The sequence below is a fragment of the Acidisoma sp. C75 genome (assembly GCF_054665095.1).
This window is the reverse complement of record NZ_BAAFHD010000001.1, coordinates 199,482-212,783: the sequence shown is the minus strand read 5'-3', so window position 1 is coordinate 212,783 and position 13,302 is coordinate 199,482. Positions and strand designations below refer to the sequence as shown.

The 13,302-nt window shown below is 68.3% G+C and carries 12 protein-coding genes; 11 read left to right on the top strand and 1 reads right to left on the bottom strand.

Annotated features, from left to right (window positions below; genetic code table 11):
- Position 1 precedes the first annotated feature (1 nt).
- Positions 2 to 826, top strand: coding sequence for an ABC transporter permease (locus tag ACYQ7X_RS00945; RefSeq protein ID WP_459694941.1), 825 nt, complete (start codon positions 2 to 4; stop codon positions 824 to 826).
- A gap of 4 nt (positions 827 to 830) precedes the next feature.
- Positions 831 to 1,562 carry an aspartate/glutamate racemase family protein gene (locus tag ACYQ7X_RS00940; protein ID WP_459694940.1) on the top strand — a complete coding sequence of 244 codons (732 nt, stop codon included), beginning with the start codon at positions 831 to 833 and terminating at the stop codon, positions 1,560 to 1,562.
- A 23-nt stretch (positions 1,563 to 1,585) separates the two neighbouring features.
- Here the strand turns inward: ACYQ7X_RS00940 and ACYQ7X_RS00935 are convergent, their stop codons facing one another.
- A complete protein-coding gene (locus ACYQ7X_RS00935) occupies positions 1,586 to 2,176 on the bottom strand; it encodes a tyrosine phosphatase family protein (protein ID WP_459694939.1) in 591 nt (196 codons plus the stop codon).
- 192 nt (positions 2,177 to 2,368) lie between these two features.
- Here ACYQ7X_RS00935 and ACYQ7X_RS00930 point away from each other — a divergent pair, with 192 nt between their 5' ends.
- The 9 genes from ACYQ7X_RS00930 (at position 2,369) to ACYQ7X_RS00890 (ending at position 13,223) form a co-directional block, all read left to right on the top strand.
- Positions 2,369 to 3,247, top strand: a complete 879-nt coding sequence (locus tag ACYQ7X_RS00930; protein ID WP_459694938.1) for a tetratricopeptide repeat protein — start codon at positions 2,369 to 2,371, stop codon at positions 3,245 to 3,247.
- Between the two features lie 146 nt (positions 3,248 to 3,393).
- Entirely contained in the window at positions 3,394 to 4,020 is a 627-nt protein-coding gene (locus ACYQ7X_RS00925; protein ID WP_459694937.1) for a trypsin-like serine peptidase, read from the top strand.
- Positions 4,017 to 4,568: a GNAT family N-acetyltransferase gene (locus ACYQ7X_RS00920; RefSeq protein ID WP_459694936.1), complete on the top strand. Its 552-nt coding sequence runs from the start codon at positions 4,017 to 4,019 to the stop codon at positions 4,566 to 4,568. Before ACYQ7X_RS00925 ends, ACYQ7X_RS00920 begins: the two co-directional genes overlap by 4 nt.
- Positions 4,569 to 4,696: 128 nt before the next feature.
- Complete coding sequence (locus tag ACYQ7X_RS00915; RefSeq protein ID WP_459694935.1) at positions 4,697 to 5,950, top strand: sarcosine oxidase subunit beta family protein; 1,254 nt, start codon at positions 4,697 to 4,699, stop codon at positions 5,948 to 5,950.
- Positions 5,951 to 5,961: 11 nt separating this feature from the next.
- On the top strand, positions 5,962 to 6,255 hold the full coding sequence (locus ACYQ7X_RS00910; protein WP_459694934.1) for a sarcosine oxidase subunit delta: 294 nt from the start codon (positions 5,962 to 5,964) through the stop codon (positions 6,253 to 6,255).
- The gene (locus ACYQ7X_RS00905; protein WP_459694933.1) at positions 6,255 to 9,305 is read left to right on the top strand and encodes a sarcosine oxidase subunit alpha family protein; all 3,051 of its coding nucleotides are present in this window, start codon (positions 6,255 to 6,257) and stop codon (positions 9,303 to 9,305) included. The genes ACYQ7X_RS00910 and ACYQ7X_RS00905 overlap by 1 nt, the downstream gene beginning before the upstream one ends.
- Positions 9,295 to 9,840, top strand: coding sequence for a sarcosine oxidase subunit gamma (locus ACYQ7X_RS00900; RefSeq protein ID WP_459694932.1), 546 nt, complete (start codon positions 9,295 to 9,297; stop codon positions 9,838 to 9,840). Before ACYQ7X_RS00905 ends, ACYQ7X_RS00900 begins: the two co-directional genes overlap by 11 nt.
- A gap of 45 nt (positions 9,841 to 9,885) precedes the next feature.
- Positions 9,886 to 11,244 carry an L-serine ammonia-lyase gene (locus ACYQ7X_RS00895; RefSeq protein ID WP_459694931.1) on the top strand — a complete coding sequence of 453 codons (1,359 nt, stop codon included), beginning with the start codon at positions 9,886 to 9,888 and terminating at the stop codon, positions 11,242 to 11,244.
- A gap of 149 nt (positions 11,245 to 11,393) precedes the next feature.
- The gene (locus ACYQ7X_RS00890; protein WP_459694930.1) at positions 11,394 to 13,223 is read left to right on the top strand and encodes a methyl-accepting chemotaxis protein; all 1,830 of its coding nucleotides are present in this window, start codon (positions 11,394 to 11,396) and stop codon (positions 13,221 to 13,223) included.
- Positions 13,224 to 13,302 lie beyond the last annotated feature (79 nt).

The window sequence follows — 13,302 nt, the reverse complement described above, 5'->3', positions numbered from 1 at the left end:
GATGCGGCGGGATAAGCGCGGCCCCTCCTTCTATATCCTGGCCGCCCTCTTCGCGGCCTTCGTGCTCTTTCTCTATGGGCCGATCGCCACCATCATCATCCTCTCCTTCCAGGGGCCGGGCGGCGGCCTCACCTTTCCCATGCGCGGCTTTTCGTTGCACTGGTTCCACGCGCTCTTCCAGCAGCAGATGGTGGGGGATTTCGGCGGCTCGATCCTCCGCTCGCTGACGCTGGCCTTCATGGTGATGGTCGCCAACGTCGTCGTCTCGGTCGCCGGCGGCATGGCCTTCCGCCGCCGCTTCCCGGGCGCCACGCTGCTCTTCTACCTCGTGGTGGCGAGCCTCATCGTGCCCTCGATCCTGGTCAGCCTCGGCATCGGGCTGCTGTTCAGCCAGCTCGGGCTCGATCCTGCCTGGTACAGCTCGGCTTTCGGCGCGCAGCTGACATGGACCATCCCCTTCGGCCTGCTCATCATGTTCGCCGTCTTCAACCGCTTCAACAAATCCTGGGAGGAAGCGGCGCGGGATCTCGGCGCCGGGCCTTGGGCGAGCTTCAGCAACGTGGTGCTACCGATCATCCTGCCCGGCGTCATTGGCATCGCGCTTTTCGGCTTCTCGCTCTCCTACGACGAGTTTCCCCGCACGATGATGACGGCGGGAGACGCCAATACCCTGCCGCTCGAAATCTTCGCGATGACGGCGAATGTGACGACCCCGGTGATCTATGCGCTCGGCACGCTCACCACCGCCTTCTCGGCCCTCGTCATCATCATCGCGATGACCACCATGGCCATCATCCGCCGCCGGCGCGCGGCCAAACTCGGCTGAGCGCATGCAGCTTCTGGTTGTAAATCCGAACACCACCGCCTCGATGACGGAGAAGATCGGCGCCGCCGCACGCTCCGTCGCAGCCCCCGGCAGCGTGATCGAGGCGGTCAACCCGGCGATGGGGCCGGTCAGCATCGAAGGCTTCTACGACGAGGCCTTCTGCCTGCCCGGCCTGCTCGGCGAGGTGATGGCCGGGGCGGCGCGCGGAGCGGAGGCCGCGATCGTCGCCTGTTTCGACGATCCCGGCATCGATGCCTGCCGCGCTGCGGTGGCCATTCCCGTCATCGGCATCTGCGAGGCGGCGATGCGGCTCGCGGCTTTCCTCGGCCATCGCTTCACGATCGTGACGACGCAGGCCGTCTCGCTCCCCGCCATGGAGGGGTTGATCCGCCGCTACGGCATGGAGGGGCGCGGGCGCGCGCGGGCGGCGGGCGTGCCGGTGCTCGCCCTCGAAGATCCGGCGAGCGGCGCCGTCGGCCGCGTGCGGGCCGAGATCCGCCGCGCGATTGAGGAGGATGGGGCGGAGTGCATCCTGCTCGGCTGCGCCGGCATGGCCGATCTCGCGCGCGATCTGACGGCGGAGATGGGCCTGCCGGTGATCGATGGCGTGGCGGCGGCGGTGAAGCTGGCAGAAGCCCTGGTGGGCCTCGGCCTCACCACCTCCAAGGTCGCGGGCTATGCGCGGCCGGCCGCCAAAGCCTATCGCGGCCTGCTGGAGGGCTTCGCCCCGGCATAACGCGGCGGGCGCGCGGCCCCCGCTCAGGTCAGCAGGGGCAGCCGCTGCGCAGCACCTTCCACCTCCCGATCGCGCCCGAAATCCCGCATCATCCTGCCAAGCTGCGGCTTACGCTCAAGCTGCAAGCGATAGAGGCCGAAGGCCGCCTCGACGAGGCTGCCGTCGCGCCCGAGCAGCGCATCGCCCATCTCGATCATCAGGAGGTTGGGCCAGGCCTTGTCGCGCATGCCATAGAGGGTGGCGAGGATCTCGGCGGCCGGCACCTCGGGCATCGCCTGCGCCAGGATCAGCGCCATCGAGGCGGTGGAGCGGGAGACGCCGGCATGGCAATGCACGAGCAGGGTTGCCGGCGGATGCGGCTCCTGCGCGAGGCTCCGCCCGAAGGCGAGGATGCGGTGGATATCCTCCCGGCGCGGCGCGATCATCTCCGGCACCGGCTCGATGATGTCATGGAAGCGGCATTCGAGCCGGGCATGCTCGCCATATTGGCCGAAAGCCTCGGGCACCGGATAATCGGGGTCGAGGATCGAGAGGACGTGGGTGGCGCCGAGGGCGGCATGGCCGCCGAGCTCGTCGATGCCGCAGACGGTCATGCCGAAGGGCGGTACTGCCATGGCGCGCTTCTCTCCTCCGATGGAACGGCGGCAGAATGCGGCGGAAGGGCGCATCCGCGCCAGTGCGCAGGCGGCGGGGCGGATGCGCGGGCGACGGATGTGGCTTGGCTGAACGGCCCTTCTGAGGCTACTCAGCCCACGGAGTGTGGCGAAGGCGCTGGCCGCTCCGTCACCGGGGAGCATGACCGAACCATGGCATCCATCGTCAACCCACCGCAGCTCATCGAGTTGATCAAGACCGTGGACCAGGCCTTTCGCCGGGCAGGCTGGCGGACGGAGCGCAGAGACGGCAACCACGATCTATCCGTCCGGATCGAGGGGATGGAGATCCTCGTCAAGTGCCTCGACGAGACGCGCGCGATCTATGAGAATCCCGCCCGCATCATCAACGCGATCGAAGAATCGAACAGGGAAGTCCGGCAATGGAATATTCCCTTCCTGGTGGTGCTCGAGAATAATTTCATGGCGGCCGATCTCGAGAGTTTGATGGCGCGCGATCTTCTCGTGATTACCCTGGAGACGCTGCCGCTGATCACCAGCCTCAGCGCCTATGAGGGCAAGGTGCCCGGCCCGCTCGATCCCCTGCAGGATTTTACCCTCCGGCGCTCAATGGAATTCTGTCTCGCGGTCTCGACCCGTCTTCGCGATGCGGGCGACAGGGCCGGAGCGATCGCCTGGGCCAGGGATGCGATAAGCCATTCCCAAGGGCTGTGTAACGGTCATTACCATCTTTTTTGGCTCTATCTGCACTACGAGGACTACGATCGGGCGGCCGAGATCGGCGAGGAGATGCGCTCCTACCGCGGGGGCGATCCGACCGTGCTGCGCATGCTGATCGATCTCGAAACGCGCCGGGGCAATGAGGCCGAGGCTGCCAAGCTGCGGCACCAGCTGGAAAACCGCACGACCCGATCCTTCAGCCTGGAAGACATGCTCGCCAAGCAGCAGGCCGAGCGGGAGAAGGCCGGCCTCCCCTCGCAGAGACCGCCCGCGCCGCCGGCGGATACGGCCAAGCGCTCTGGCGGCCTGTGGCAGGCGATCAGCCGGCGCCTCGGCGGCGAGCGGCGATGAGCCGCTTGGCCGCGCCGCTCCGGGCAAGGCTTGGTGCCCTTTTGCTCGCGGCCCTCGCTATCCCCTTCTGGGCCTGTGCCGGCCATGCCTCCTCCCCTACCGGCCCCGCCTCCGGCCTCTTGGCGGAGCCGAGGCTCGGACCCAGCTTGAGCCCCGTCACCGGCGATGCCCTGGCCCTGGCGCCCTGGCGGTCCCTCGGCCGGGTGCAGAGCGATTTCGGCACCCGCTGCACTGGCTTCCTGCTGAGGCCCGATCTGGTGCTGACGGCGGCGCATTGCCTCTACCGGCCCGAGACCGGGCGCTACCTGCCGCCGGGCGCTGTGCATTTCCTCTGGCGCTACGATCGCGGCGCCTATGCGGGTGCCGCCCAAGCCATTCGCTTCGTGATCTCGCCGGCCTTCGATCCCCGGCACGAACAGCGGACGCTCGGCCTCGACCGCGCCTTCCTCATCCTCGACCACCCGCTCGGCGCGGCCCATGCGGAACTCCCCTTCGCGGCCGCCCTGCCACCGCCCGGCAGCCGCGTCTTCATTGCCGGCTACGAGCGGGGGCATGATGAAATCCTGCAAGCGGCGCGCTGCCGCCTGCTCAAAACCGGCCTCGATGGCGGCGGCCACCGCCTGCTGCTCGATGATTGCCCCGCCCTGCCGGGGGCGAGCGGCGGGCCCGTTCTGGTCGAGAGTGCTGCGGGGCAATGGGGGGTGATCGGCCTCACCGTCGCCGCGAGCGGGCAGGCGCCCGGCCTAACCCTGGCCGAGCCGCTGACACGATGAGCGGCCGCCCCACCCCAGCGATCCCCGAGCTTCTCACCGAGCGGCTCCTGCTGCGCGGCTGGCGGGAGGGCGACCGCACGCCGTTTGCCGCCCAGAACGCCGACCCTGAAACCATGCGTCTGGTCGGCGGACCGAAGAGCGCAGCGGAGACGGATGCCTATATCGAGCATACGCTCAAGGACTGGGCCGAGCACGGCTGCGGCAAATGGGTGCTGGAAGAGCGCGCGACCGGCGCCTTCGTCGGCGCCCTCGGGCTGCAGCGCATCCGCTTCGAAGCCGATTTCACGCCTGCGATCGAAGTCGCCTGGCGGCTGACCCGCGCCTTCTGGGGCCGCGGCTATGCCACCGAAGCGGCGCGCGCCGCCATCGCCTGGGGCTTCGAAACGCTCAATCTCTCCGAAATCCTCGCGCTGACTGTGCCCGAGAACCGGCCATCCTGGCGCGTCATGGAGCGGCTCGGCATGGACTATGTCGGCTCCTTCGACCACCCGGCGCTCGCCGAGGACGACCCGCTGCGGCCTCACATCCTCTATCGCCTCAGGCGCTGAACCCGTCCGCCATCGGGGCGCATCCGGCGCCGTCGTCTCCGTTCAAATCGCGGGGCACCTGCGTTCTGGCCTTGGCGATGGGCGCGGCGCACCAATTCACGCCATTGCAATACGAACCGATCGGTCCCATGCAACGCTTCTCAGGCCTCTCCCTCTTCCGTCATGCGCTGGCCGGCCATCAGGGGTGGAAGCCCTTCTGGCGCGAGCCGGAGCCGAAGGCGGAATACGACGCGATCATCGTCGGCGGCGGCGGCCATGGCATGGGGGCGGCCTATTATCTCGCCAAAGAGCATGGGCTGCGCAACATCGCCGTGCTCGACAAGGGGTGGCTCGGCGGCGGCAATACCGGGCGGAACACCACCATCATCCGCTCCAACTACCTCTTCGCCGAGAGCGCGGCCCTTTATGATCACGCCCTGAAACTCTGGGAAAACCTGACGCAGGAGCTGAACTACAACACCATGTATTCGGCGCGCGGCGTGCTCATGCTGGCGCATACCGTGCATGACGTGCAGGTCTTCAAGCGGCACGTCTATGCCAATCAGGCGGCGGGTGTCGATAACGAGTGGCTGACGGCGGAAGAGTGCAAGGCCTTCTGCCCGCCGCTCAATATCTCCCGCAACATCCGCTACCCGGTGCTGGGCGGCGCCTTGCAGCGGCGCGGCGGCACGGCGCGGCATGATGCGGTGGTCTGGGGCTATGCTCGGGCTGCGGATGCGATGGGTGTCGATATCATCCAGAACTGCGCCGTCACCGGCATCCGACGCGACAGCGCGGGCGCAGTCGAGGGGGTGGAGACCGAGCGCGGCTTCATCCGCGCGAAAAAGGTCGGCGTCTCGGCGGCGGGCAATACTAGCGTGGTGATGGCGATGGCTGGCTTACGCATGCCGCTCGAAAGCTTCCCGCTGCAGGCGCTGGTCTCGGAGCCGGTGAAGCCGGATTTCCCCTGCGTCGTCATGTCCAACACCATCCACGCCTATATCAGCCAGTCCGACAAGGGCGAGATGGTGATCGGCGCCGGAACGGACGCCTATACGAGCTACACCCAGCGCGGCGGCCTGCATATCGCGAGCCATACGCTCGATGCGATCTGCGAGCTGGTGCCGATGTATCGGCGCCTGCGGATGCTGCGCAACTGGGGCGGCATCGTCGATACGACGCCGGATCGCTCGCCGATCATCTCCAAGACCCCGGTGCCGGGCCTCTACGTCAATTGCGGCTGGGGCACCGGCGGCTTCAAGGCGACCCCGGGTTCGGCGCATCTCTTCGCCCATACCATCGCGCGCGACGAGCCGCATCCGATCAACGCGCCCTTCAGCCTCGAGCGCTTCACGACCGGCCATTTCATCGACGAAGCCGCCGCCGCGGCCGTCGCGCATTAAGGCGCATCGCCATGCTGCTCATCCCCTGCCCGCATTGCGGCCCGCGGCCGGAACTCGAATTCCGCTATGGCGGCCAGGCGCATATCGCCCGCCCGGTCGATCCCTCCCCTCTCTCGGATGCGGAATGGGCTTCCTTCCTCTACCTGCGCGATAACGAGCGCGGCATCCATGCCGAGCGCTGGCGCCATATCCATGGCTGCGCGCGCTTCTTCAACCTCCTGCGCAATACCGGGACCGACGAAATCCTGGCGAGCTACAAGACGGGCGAACCCCAGCCCGAGATCCTCAAGAGCGGTGGCCTCTGATGCCCGATATCCTGCCCCCCGCCCTCAGCACCGAAACCGAGCCCTGCCGCACCCCCGCCGGCGGGCGGATCGACCGGGCGAAGCCGCTCTCCTTCACCTTCGACGGCCGCCGCTATACCGGCCGCGCCGGCGATACCCTCGCCTCCGCCCTGCTCGCCAACGGCCAGCATCTGATGGGTCGCTCCTTCAAATACCACCGCCCGCGCGGGGTGATGACGGCGGGATCGGATGAGCCGAACGCGCTCGTCGGCATCAGCCGCGGCCCAGGGCAGGAGGCCCCCAATCTGCGGGCGACGCAGGTAGAACTCTATGCCGGCCTCACCGCGATCAGCCAGAACCGCAGCCCGAGCCTCGCCTTCGATATCGGCGCCATCAACGATCGCTTCGCCGGCCTGTTCCCGGCCGGCTTCTACTACAAGACCTTCATGTGGCCGAAGAGCTTCTGGAAACGGGTCTATGAGCCGGTCATCCGCTCCGCCGCCGGCCTCGGCCGCGTGCCGACCGCGCCCGACCCCGACCGCTATCTGCAGCGCCACGCCCATTGCGAGGTGCTGGTGGTGGGCGCGGGCCCGGCCGGCCTCGCCGCCGCGCTTGCCGCCTCCGAAGCCGGCCTGCGCGTCATCCTCTGCGACGAGCAGGCCGAGATGGGCGGCGCGCTCCTCGCCGATCTCACCTCCGAAATCGCCGGCAAACCGGCCCAGGCCTGGCTTGCCGAGACGCTCGCCGAACTCGCCGCCCGCCCGAACGTGACCCTGCTGCCGCGCACGACCGCCTTCGGCTATTACCCGCACAACCATGTCGGTCTCGTCGAACGGGTGACGGATCATCTGGCCGAGCCCGACCGCCGATCCCCGCGCGAGCGGATGTGGCAGGTGCGGGCCGGCGAAGTGGTGATCGCGACCGGCGCTTTCGAACGGCCGCTGACCTTCCCGGAGAACGACCGCCCGGGTATCCTGCTCGCGGATGCCGCCGCCACCTACGTCAACCGCTACGGGGTGAAGCCCGGCCGACGCGCCGTCATCGCCGCCGCGAATGATAGCGGCTATCGCGCGGCGCTCGCGCTGGCGCAGGCCGGGGTCGAGGTCGCGCTCATCGCCGATCTGCGCCAGGCCCCGGCGGGCGAGAGCTTCGAGGAGGCGCGCCGGCTCGGCCTGCCGATCGAGACCGGCCGCACGCTCTGCGGCACCGCCGGCCGGCTGCGCATCGAGGGCATCTCGGTCGCCCGCGTCGATGAGGCCGGGCGCGCCTGGCAGACGCGGGATATCGCCTGCGATCTGCTGCTGATGGCCGGCGGCTGGACGCCGACGCTGCACCTCTATTCGCAGTCCCTATCCAAGCTCGCCTGGGATGCGGAGCGCGAAGCCTATCTGCCGGGCCCCGTCGCCCCCGGCCAGCGCCTGCGCGCGGCGGGCGCGGCCGCCGGTTTCTACGGCCTCGGCGAAGCGCTGAGCGGCGGCTTTCGCGCCGGCGCGGAAGCGGCGCAGGCGGCGGGCTCGGATGCGGTGCCGGCGCAGCATTTCGTGACAGTCGGCGGCGCGGGCGATCTCTCGACCCGCCTCGGCACCCTGCCGCATAACCGCGATGCCGCCCGGGTGCGCGCCTTCGTCGATTTCCAGAACGACAGCACGGCGAAAGACCTCAAGCTCGCGGTGCGGGAGGGCTTCCGCTCAGTCGAGCATGCCAAGCGCTATACGACGACGGGCATGGCGACCGACCAGGGCAAGATCAGCAACATGCCGATGCTCGGCATCATGGCCGAAGCGCGCGGCGTGACGGTGCCCGATATCGGCTTCACCACCTTCCGCCCGCCCTTCACCCCCACGACCTTCGGCAATTTCGCCGGCGCCAATCGGGGCGATCTCTTCGATCCCGTCCGCCGCACCGCGATCCATCCTTGGGCCGAGGCGGCGGGCGCGGTTTTCGAGGATGTCGGCCTCTGGAAGCGCGCCCGCTACTTCCCCCGCGCGGGTGAGGATATGCATGCGGCCGTGGCCCGCGAATGCAAGGCGGTGCGAAGCGGGGTCGGCCTGTTCGATGCCTCCACCCTCGGCAAGATCGAGGTGGTGGGGCCGGATGCGGCCGAATTCATGAACCGCATGTACATCAACCCCTGGACCAAGCTCGGCCTCGGCCGCTGCCGCTACGGCGTGATGCTGCGGGAAGATGGCTTCGTGCTGGATGATGGCGTGGTCGGCCGCATGGCGGAAGACCGCTTCCATGTGACGACGACGACCGGCGGCGCGGCTTCCGTACTCAACATGATGGAGGATTACCTCCAGACGGAGTGGAGCGATCTGCGCGTCTGGCTCACCTCGATTACCGAGGAATGGTCCGTCATCGCGGTGCAGGGGCCGAAAGCGCGCGCCGTCATCGCCCCCTTCGTCGAAGGGATCGATCTCGCGCCGGCCGCCTTCCCGCATATGGCCGTCGCCGAGGGGCGGATTTGCGGCGTGCCGACGCGCCTCTTCCGCGTCAGCTTCACCGGCGAACTCGGTTTCGAGGTCAACGTTCCCGCCGCCCACGGCCGCATGGTCTGGGAAGCGCTCTGGGCCGAGGGGCAGAAGCACGGCATGGCGGCCTATGGCACCGAGACGATGCATGTGCTGCGTGCCGAGAAGGGCTTCATCATCGTCGGCCAGGAGACGGACGGCACCGCGACACCGGATGACGTCGGCCTCACCTGGGCGATCGGCAAGGCCAAGCGCGATTTCGTCGGCAAGCGTTCGCTGGCCCGCCCGTCGATGACGGATGCGAGGCGCAAACAGCTCGTCGGCCTGCTCTCCGCTGATGGCCGCACGGTGCTGGAGGAAGGCGCGCAGATTGTGGCTGATCAGAAGCAGGCCAAGCCGATGACCGTGCTCGGCCATGTCACCTCGTCCTATATGAGCGCGGTGCTCGGCCATCCGATCGCGCTCGCCATGGTGGAAGCCGGGCGCAGCCGGATGGGGGAGACGCTGCATGTACCCCTGCCCGGCGGCGCGGGGATCGCGGTCAAGATCGTCTCGCCCGTGTTCTACGATGCTGAGGGAGCGCGCCTCGATGTTCTCTGATATCACCGATACCGGCGTGATCGAGGCGGAGGGCCTGCGCCTGGAAAGCCTGGGCGCCTTCACGCGATTCAATTTCCGCGGCGATCGGGCGGCGGCGGAAGCGATGGGCCGGGCCTTCGGCCTCGCCTTGCCGATGCAAGCCTGCCGCGCGGCGCTCGGCAGCGATCGCGCGGCCCTCTGGCTCGGCCCCGATGAGTGGCTGCTCCTCGCGCTGCCCGATGAGGGCGGGCGGCTCGCCGCCGAAGCCGCCGCGGCGCTCGCCGGGCTCGCGCATAGCCTGGTCGAGATCAGCAATCGCCAGGTCGCGCTCGGCCTTTCCGGCCGCCACGCGACGACCGTGCTCGCCGGCGGCAATCCGCTCGATCTCGATCTCCGCGCCTTTCCCGTCGGCATGTGCACGCGCACGATCCTGGCCAAGGCGGAAATCGTGCTCTGGCGGACCGAGCCTGAGCGTTTCCACATCGAGGTCTGGCGCAGCTTCGCGCCCTATCTGCGCGGCTTCCTCGCCGAGCATATGCGCGAATTCGGCGCCTGATCCGATGCCCCCCCGGTTCCTCCACCTTCAGCCGGGAACAGCCGGATGATCAGCGTTTTCGATCTCTTCAAGGTCGGCATCGGCCCCTCATCCTCGCATACGGTGGGGCCGATGAAGGCGGCCGCCGCCTTCGTCGCGGCGCTCGGCGCGGAGCCGGCGCGGATCGAGGTGCGGCTGCTCGGCTCCCTCGCCTGGACCGGGCGCGGCCATGCGACGGATACCGCCGTCATCCTCGGCCTCGCCGGGGAACGCCCGGACGCGGTGACGGCGGAAGCGGCGCGGCGCATCATCGGTGATACGCGCGGCGCACACCGCCTGCCGCTCGGCCGTGGCTGGATCGCCTTCGATCCGGCGCGCGACATTCTCTTCGATACAGAGGCGCCGACCCCGGTGCATGCCAATACCATGGTGCTCACCGCCTTTGCCGCCGATGGCGGCGTGCTGCTGAGCGAACGCTGGTGCTCGGTCGGCGGCGGCTTCATCGCGCGTGAGGATGAGGTGGGCGCGCCGCTGGCCGGCGCCGCGGATGCCGCCCTGCCCTACCCCTTCACCACCGGCGCCGAGATGCTGCGCATGGGCGAGGCCTCGGGCCTCTCGGTCGCCCAGATGATGTGGGCGAACGAGCGCGCCGCCCTGCCGCAGGCGGAAATCGAGCGGCGGCTCGACGCGATCATCGCCGTGATGATGGAGTGCATCGACCGTGGCATGGCGGAAGAGGGCGAGCTTCCCGGCGGCCTTCGCGTCCGCCGCCGGGCGCGCGCGCTCTCGGCCCGGATCGAGCAGGCGAAGGGCAGCAACGCGCCGCTGCCGCATGGGTTGATGGATCAGGTCAGCCTCTATGCCATCGCCGTCAATGAGGAGAATGCCGCCGGCGGCCGGGTGGTGACGGCGCCGACCAATGGCGCCGCGGGCGTGGTGCCGGCCGTGCTGCGGCATTATCGCGACCATTGCCCGGGCGCGACCCTCGAAGGCATGCGCGATTTCATGCTGACGGCGGCGGCCATCGGCGCGCTGTTCAAGATCAATGCCTCGATCTCGGGCGCGGAGATGGGCTGCCAGGGGGAAGTGGGCGTCGCCTGCTCGATGGCCGCGGCCGGGCTCACGGCGGCCCTCGGCGGCAGCATCCTGCAGGTCGAGAACGCGGCCGAGATCGGCATGGAGCATCACCTCGGCATGACCTGCGATCCGGTGGCGGGGCTGGTGCAGATCCCGTGCATCGAGCGCAACGCCTTCGGCGCCATCAAGGCGATCAACGCCGCCTCGCTCTCGCTCCATGGCGACGGGCTGCATCGCATCTCGCTCGATCAGGTGATCGAGACGATGCGGCAGACCGGGATCGACATGCAGTCCAAATACAAGGAAACCTCGCTCGGCGGTCTCGCGGTCAATTTCACCGAGTGCTAGCGCGCCGCGCGCCGCGGCATGCTTTCACCGGAATGAAACAGCCCTGGGCGGGGTGAACACGGATAAGTAATAAGCCGGATGATAGGGGGTGGGCGGTGCCACGGCGCGGCCGAGGCCCACGCGCGCCATATCGCTCGTCCGGAGTTTACATGCAAAAGCTGAAGCGGCTCTCGATCACCCATCAATTCACGCTGCTCGGCATCATCGGCGTGCTGATCACGGTGATCGCCGCGGGCATTGGCCTCAGGACGACCTATGAGGCGGCGCTCACTCAGAAGAAAATGCAGGTCAAGAACCTGGTGGAAGCCGCCGTCACCCTCACCAATGGCTTCGTCTATGCAGCCCAAACGGGGGTGATGACGAAGGCCGAGGCGCAATCACTCGCGCGGGCCTCCCTCGTCAACATGCGCTTCGGCCATGACAACTACTTCTTTGTTTATGATGGCAGCGGCGTCACCATCGCCATGCCCAATCCGGCATTGATCGGCACCAACCGCCTCAATGTCCGCGATGCCTACGGCAAGATCATCATCGCCCCGCTGATCGACGCGGCGCGCGCCGGGCATCCCATCTACCGGTCCTATTACTTCCCGCATGCCGGCGGCACGGTGCCGGCCCCCAAGATCAGCTATATGATGGCAGTGCCCGCCTGGGGCTGGTATATCGGCAGTGGGCTTTACGTGGATGATCTGCGCGCGCAGGTCATCGGCAGTCTCGAAGGCATGCTCTCGATCATCCTGCCGCTCGTACTGCTTTTCGCGCTCATCATCTACCTCATGCGGCGGAACGTCGCGCGGGTGCTCGGCGGCCTCACCCGGGCGATGGAACGCCTGGCGCATGGGGATTTCGATACCGCAATTTCTGGCGCAGACCGGCGGGACGAACTGGGCCGAATGGCGAAGACCCTTGGCGTCTTCCGCGATGCGGCCCTGGAGAAGGAGCGGCTGGAGCAGGAAGCGAGACACACGCGCGACCTCACCGCGCGGGAGCGCGCCGAGGCCGAGGCCGAGCGGGCGGAGCGTGCGCGGGAGCAAGGGCGCGTCGTCTCCTCCGTCGCCGAAGGGCTGTCGAAGCTCTCCTCGGGCGATCTGCTGTTCCGCCTCGCCACGCCCTTCTCGGCCGATTACGAGAAGCTGCGCGAGGATTTCAATACCGCGATGGAGAAGCTGCAGGAGGCGATGCAGGCGATCACCGGCACCGGCGAGGGCGTGCGCTCCGGCGCCAGCGAAATCGCGCAGGCGGCGAACGATCTGTCCCGCCGCACCGAACAGCAGGCGGCCGGGCTGGAAGAGACCGCCGCCGCGCTGGACGGCATTACCATGGCGGTGCGCAAAACTGCCGAGGGCGCGCAGGAAGCCCATAGCCTCGTGACCCGCACCAAGGCGGATGCCGAGGAGTCCGGCAAGGTGGTGCATGATGCGATCACCGCCATGGGCGGGATCGAGCAATCCTCCCGCCAGATCGGCACCATCGTCGGCCTGATCGACGAGATCGCCTTCCAGACCAATCTGCTCGCGCTGAATGCCGGCGTCGAGGCGGCGCGGGCGGGCGAGGCCGGGCGCGGCTTCGCCGTGGTCGCGACCGAGGTGCGGGCGCTTGCCCAGCGCTCGGCCGATGCCGCGCGCGAGATCAAGACCCTCATTTCGGCGGCGGACCAGCAGGTGCGCACCGGGGTCAAGCTCGTCGATGAAACCGGCACCGCGCTCACCCGCATCGTCGATCATGTTAGCCAGCTCAACCAGCTGCTCTCCGATATCGCCGCTTCGGCGCGCGAGCAGGCGACCGGCCTTTCGGAAGTCAATACTGCCGTCACCCAGATGGATCAGGTGACGCAGCAAAACGCCGCTATGGTTGAAGAGGCAACGGCAGCAAGCCATGGCATGATGGAAGAGGCCGAGACGCTGACCACGCTGATCGGCCAGTTCCAGATCCGCGGGGCCGAAGCCCCGCCGCCGCGCCGCGCCCTCGCCTATGGCTGACCCGCTGGCCTGAAGTGGAGGGCAACCACTACGCCCTCCCCGTCATCCGAATGTCGCGGTCTATACCCCCTTCGTCATG

What these genes read in the sequence shown, in the direction of transcription:
- ACYQ7X_RS00900 (WP_459694932.1), top strand. Translation starts at nt 9,295, where the DNA reads ATGTTCTCTGATATCACCGATACCGGCGTGATCGAGGCGGAGGGCCTG.
- ACYQ7X_RS00945 (WP_459694941.1), top strand. Translation starts at nt 2, where the DNA reads ATGCGGCGGGATAAGCGCGGCCCCTCCTTCTATATCCTGGCCGCCCTC.
- ACYQ7X_RS00940 (WP_459694940.1), top strand. Translation starts at nt 831, where the DNA reads ATGCAGCTTCTGGTTGTAAATCCGAACACCACCGCCTCGATGACGGAG.
- ACYQ7X_RS00905 (WP_459694933.1), top strand. Translation starts at nt 6,255, where the DNA reads ATGCCCGATATCCTGCCCCCCGCCCTCAGCACCGAAACCGAGCCCTGC.
- ACYQ7X_RS00890 (WP_459694930.1), top strand. Translation starts at nt 11,394, where the DNA reads ATGCAAAAGCTGAAGCGGCTCTCGATCACCCATCAATTCACGCTGCTC.
- ACYQ7X_RS00935 (WP_459694939.1), bottom strand. Translation starts at nt 2,176, where the DNA reads ATGGCAGTACCGCCCTTCGGCATGACCGTCTGCGGCATCGACGAGCTC.
- ACYQ7X_RS00915 (WP_459694935.1), top strand. Translation starts at nt 4,697, where the DNA reads ATGCAACGCTTCTCAGGCCTCTCCCTCTTCCGTCATGCGCTGGCCGGC.
- ACYQ7X_RS00920 (WP_459694936.1), top strand. Translation starts at nt 4,017, where the DNA reads ATGAGCGGCCGCCCCACCCCAGCGATCCCCGAGCTTCTCACCGAGCGG.
- ACYQ7X_RS00910 (WP_459694934.1), top strand. Translation starts at nt 5,962, where the DNA reads ATGCTGCTCATCCCCTGCCCGCATTGCGGCCCGCGGCCGGAACTCGAA.
- ACYQ7X_RS00895 (WP_459694931.1), top strand. Translation starts at nt 9,886, where the DNA reads ATGATCAGCGTTTTCGATCTCTTCAAGGTCGGCATCGGCCCCTCATCC.
- ACYQ7X_RS00930 (WP_459694938.1), top strand. Translation starts at nt 2,369, where the DNA reads ATGGCATCCATCGTCAACCCACCGCAGCTCATCGAGTTGATCAAGACC.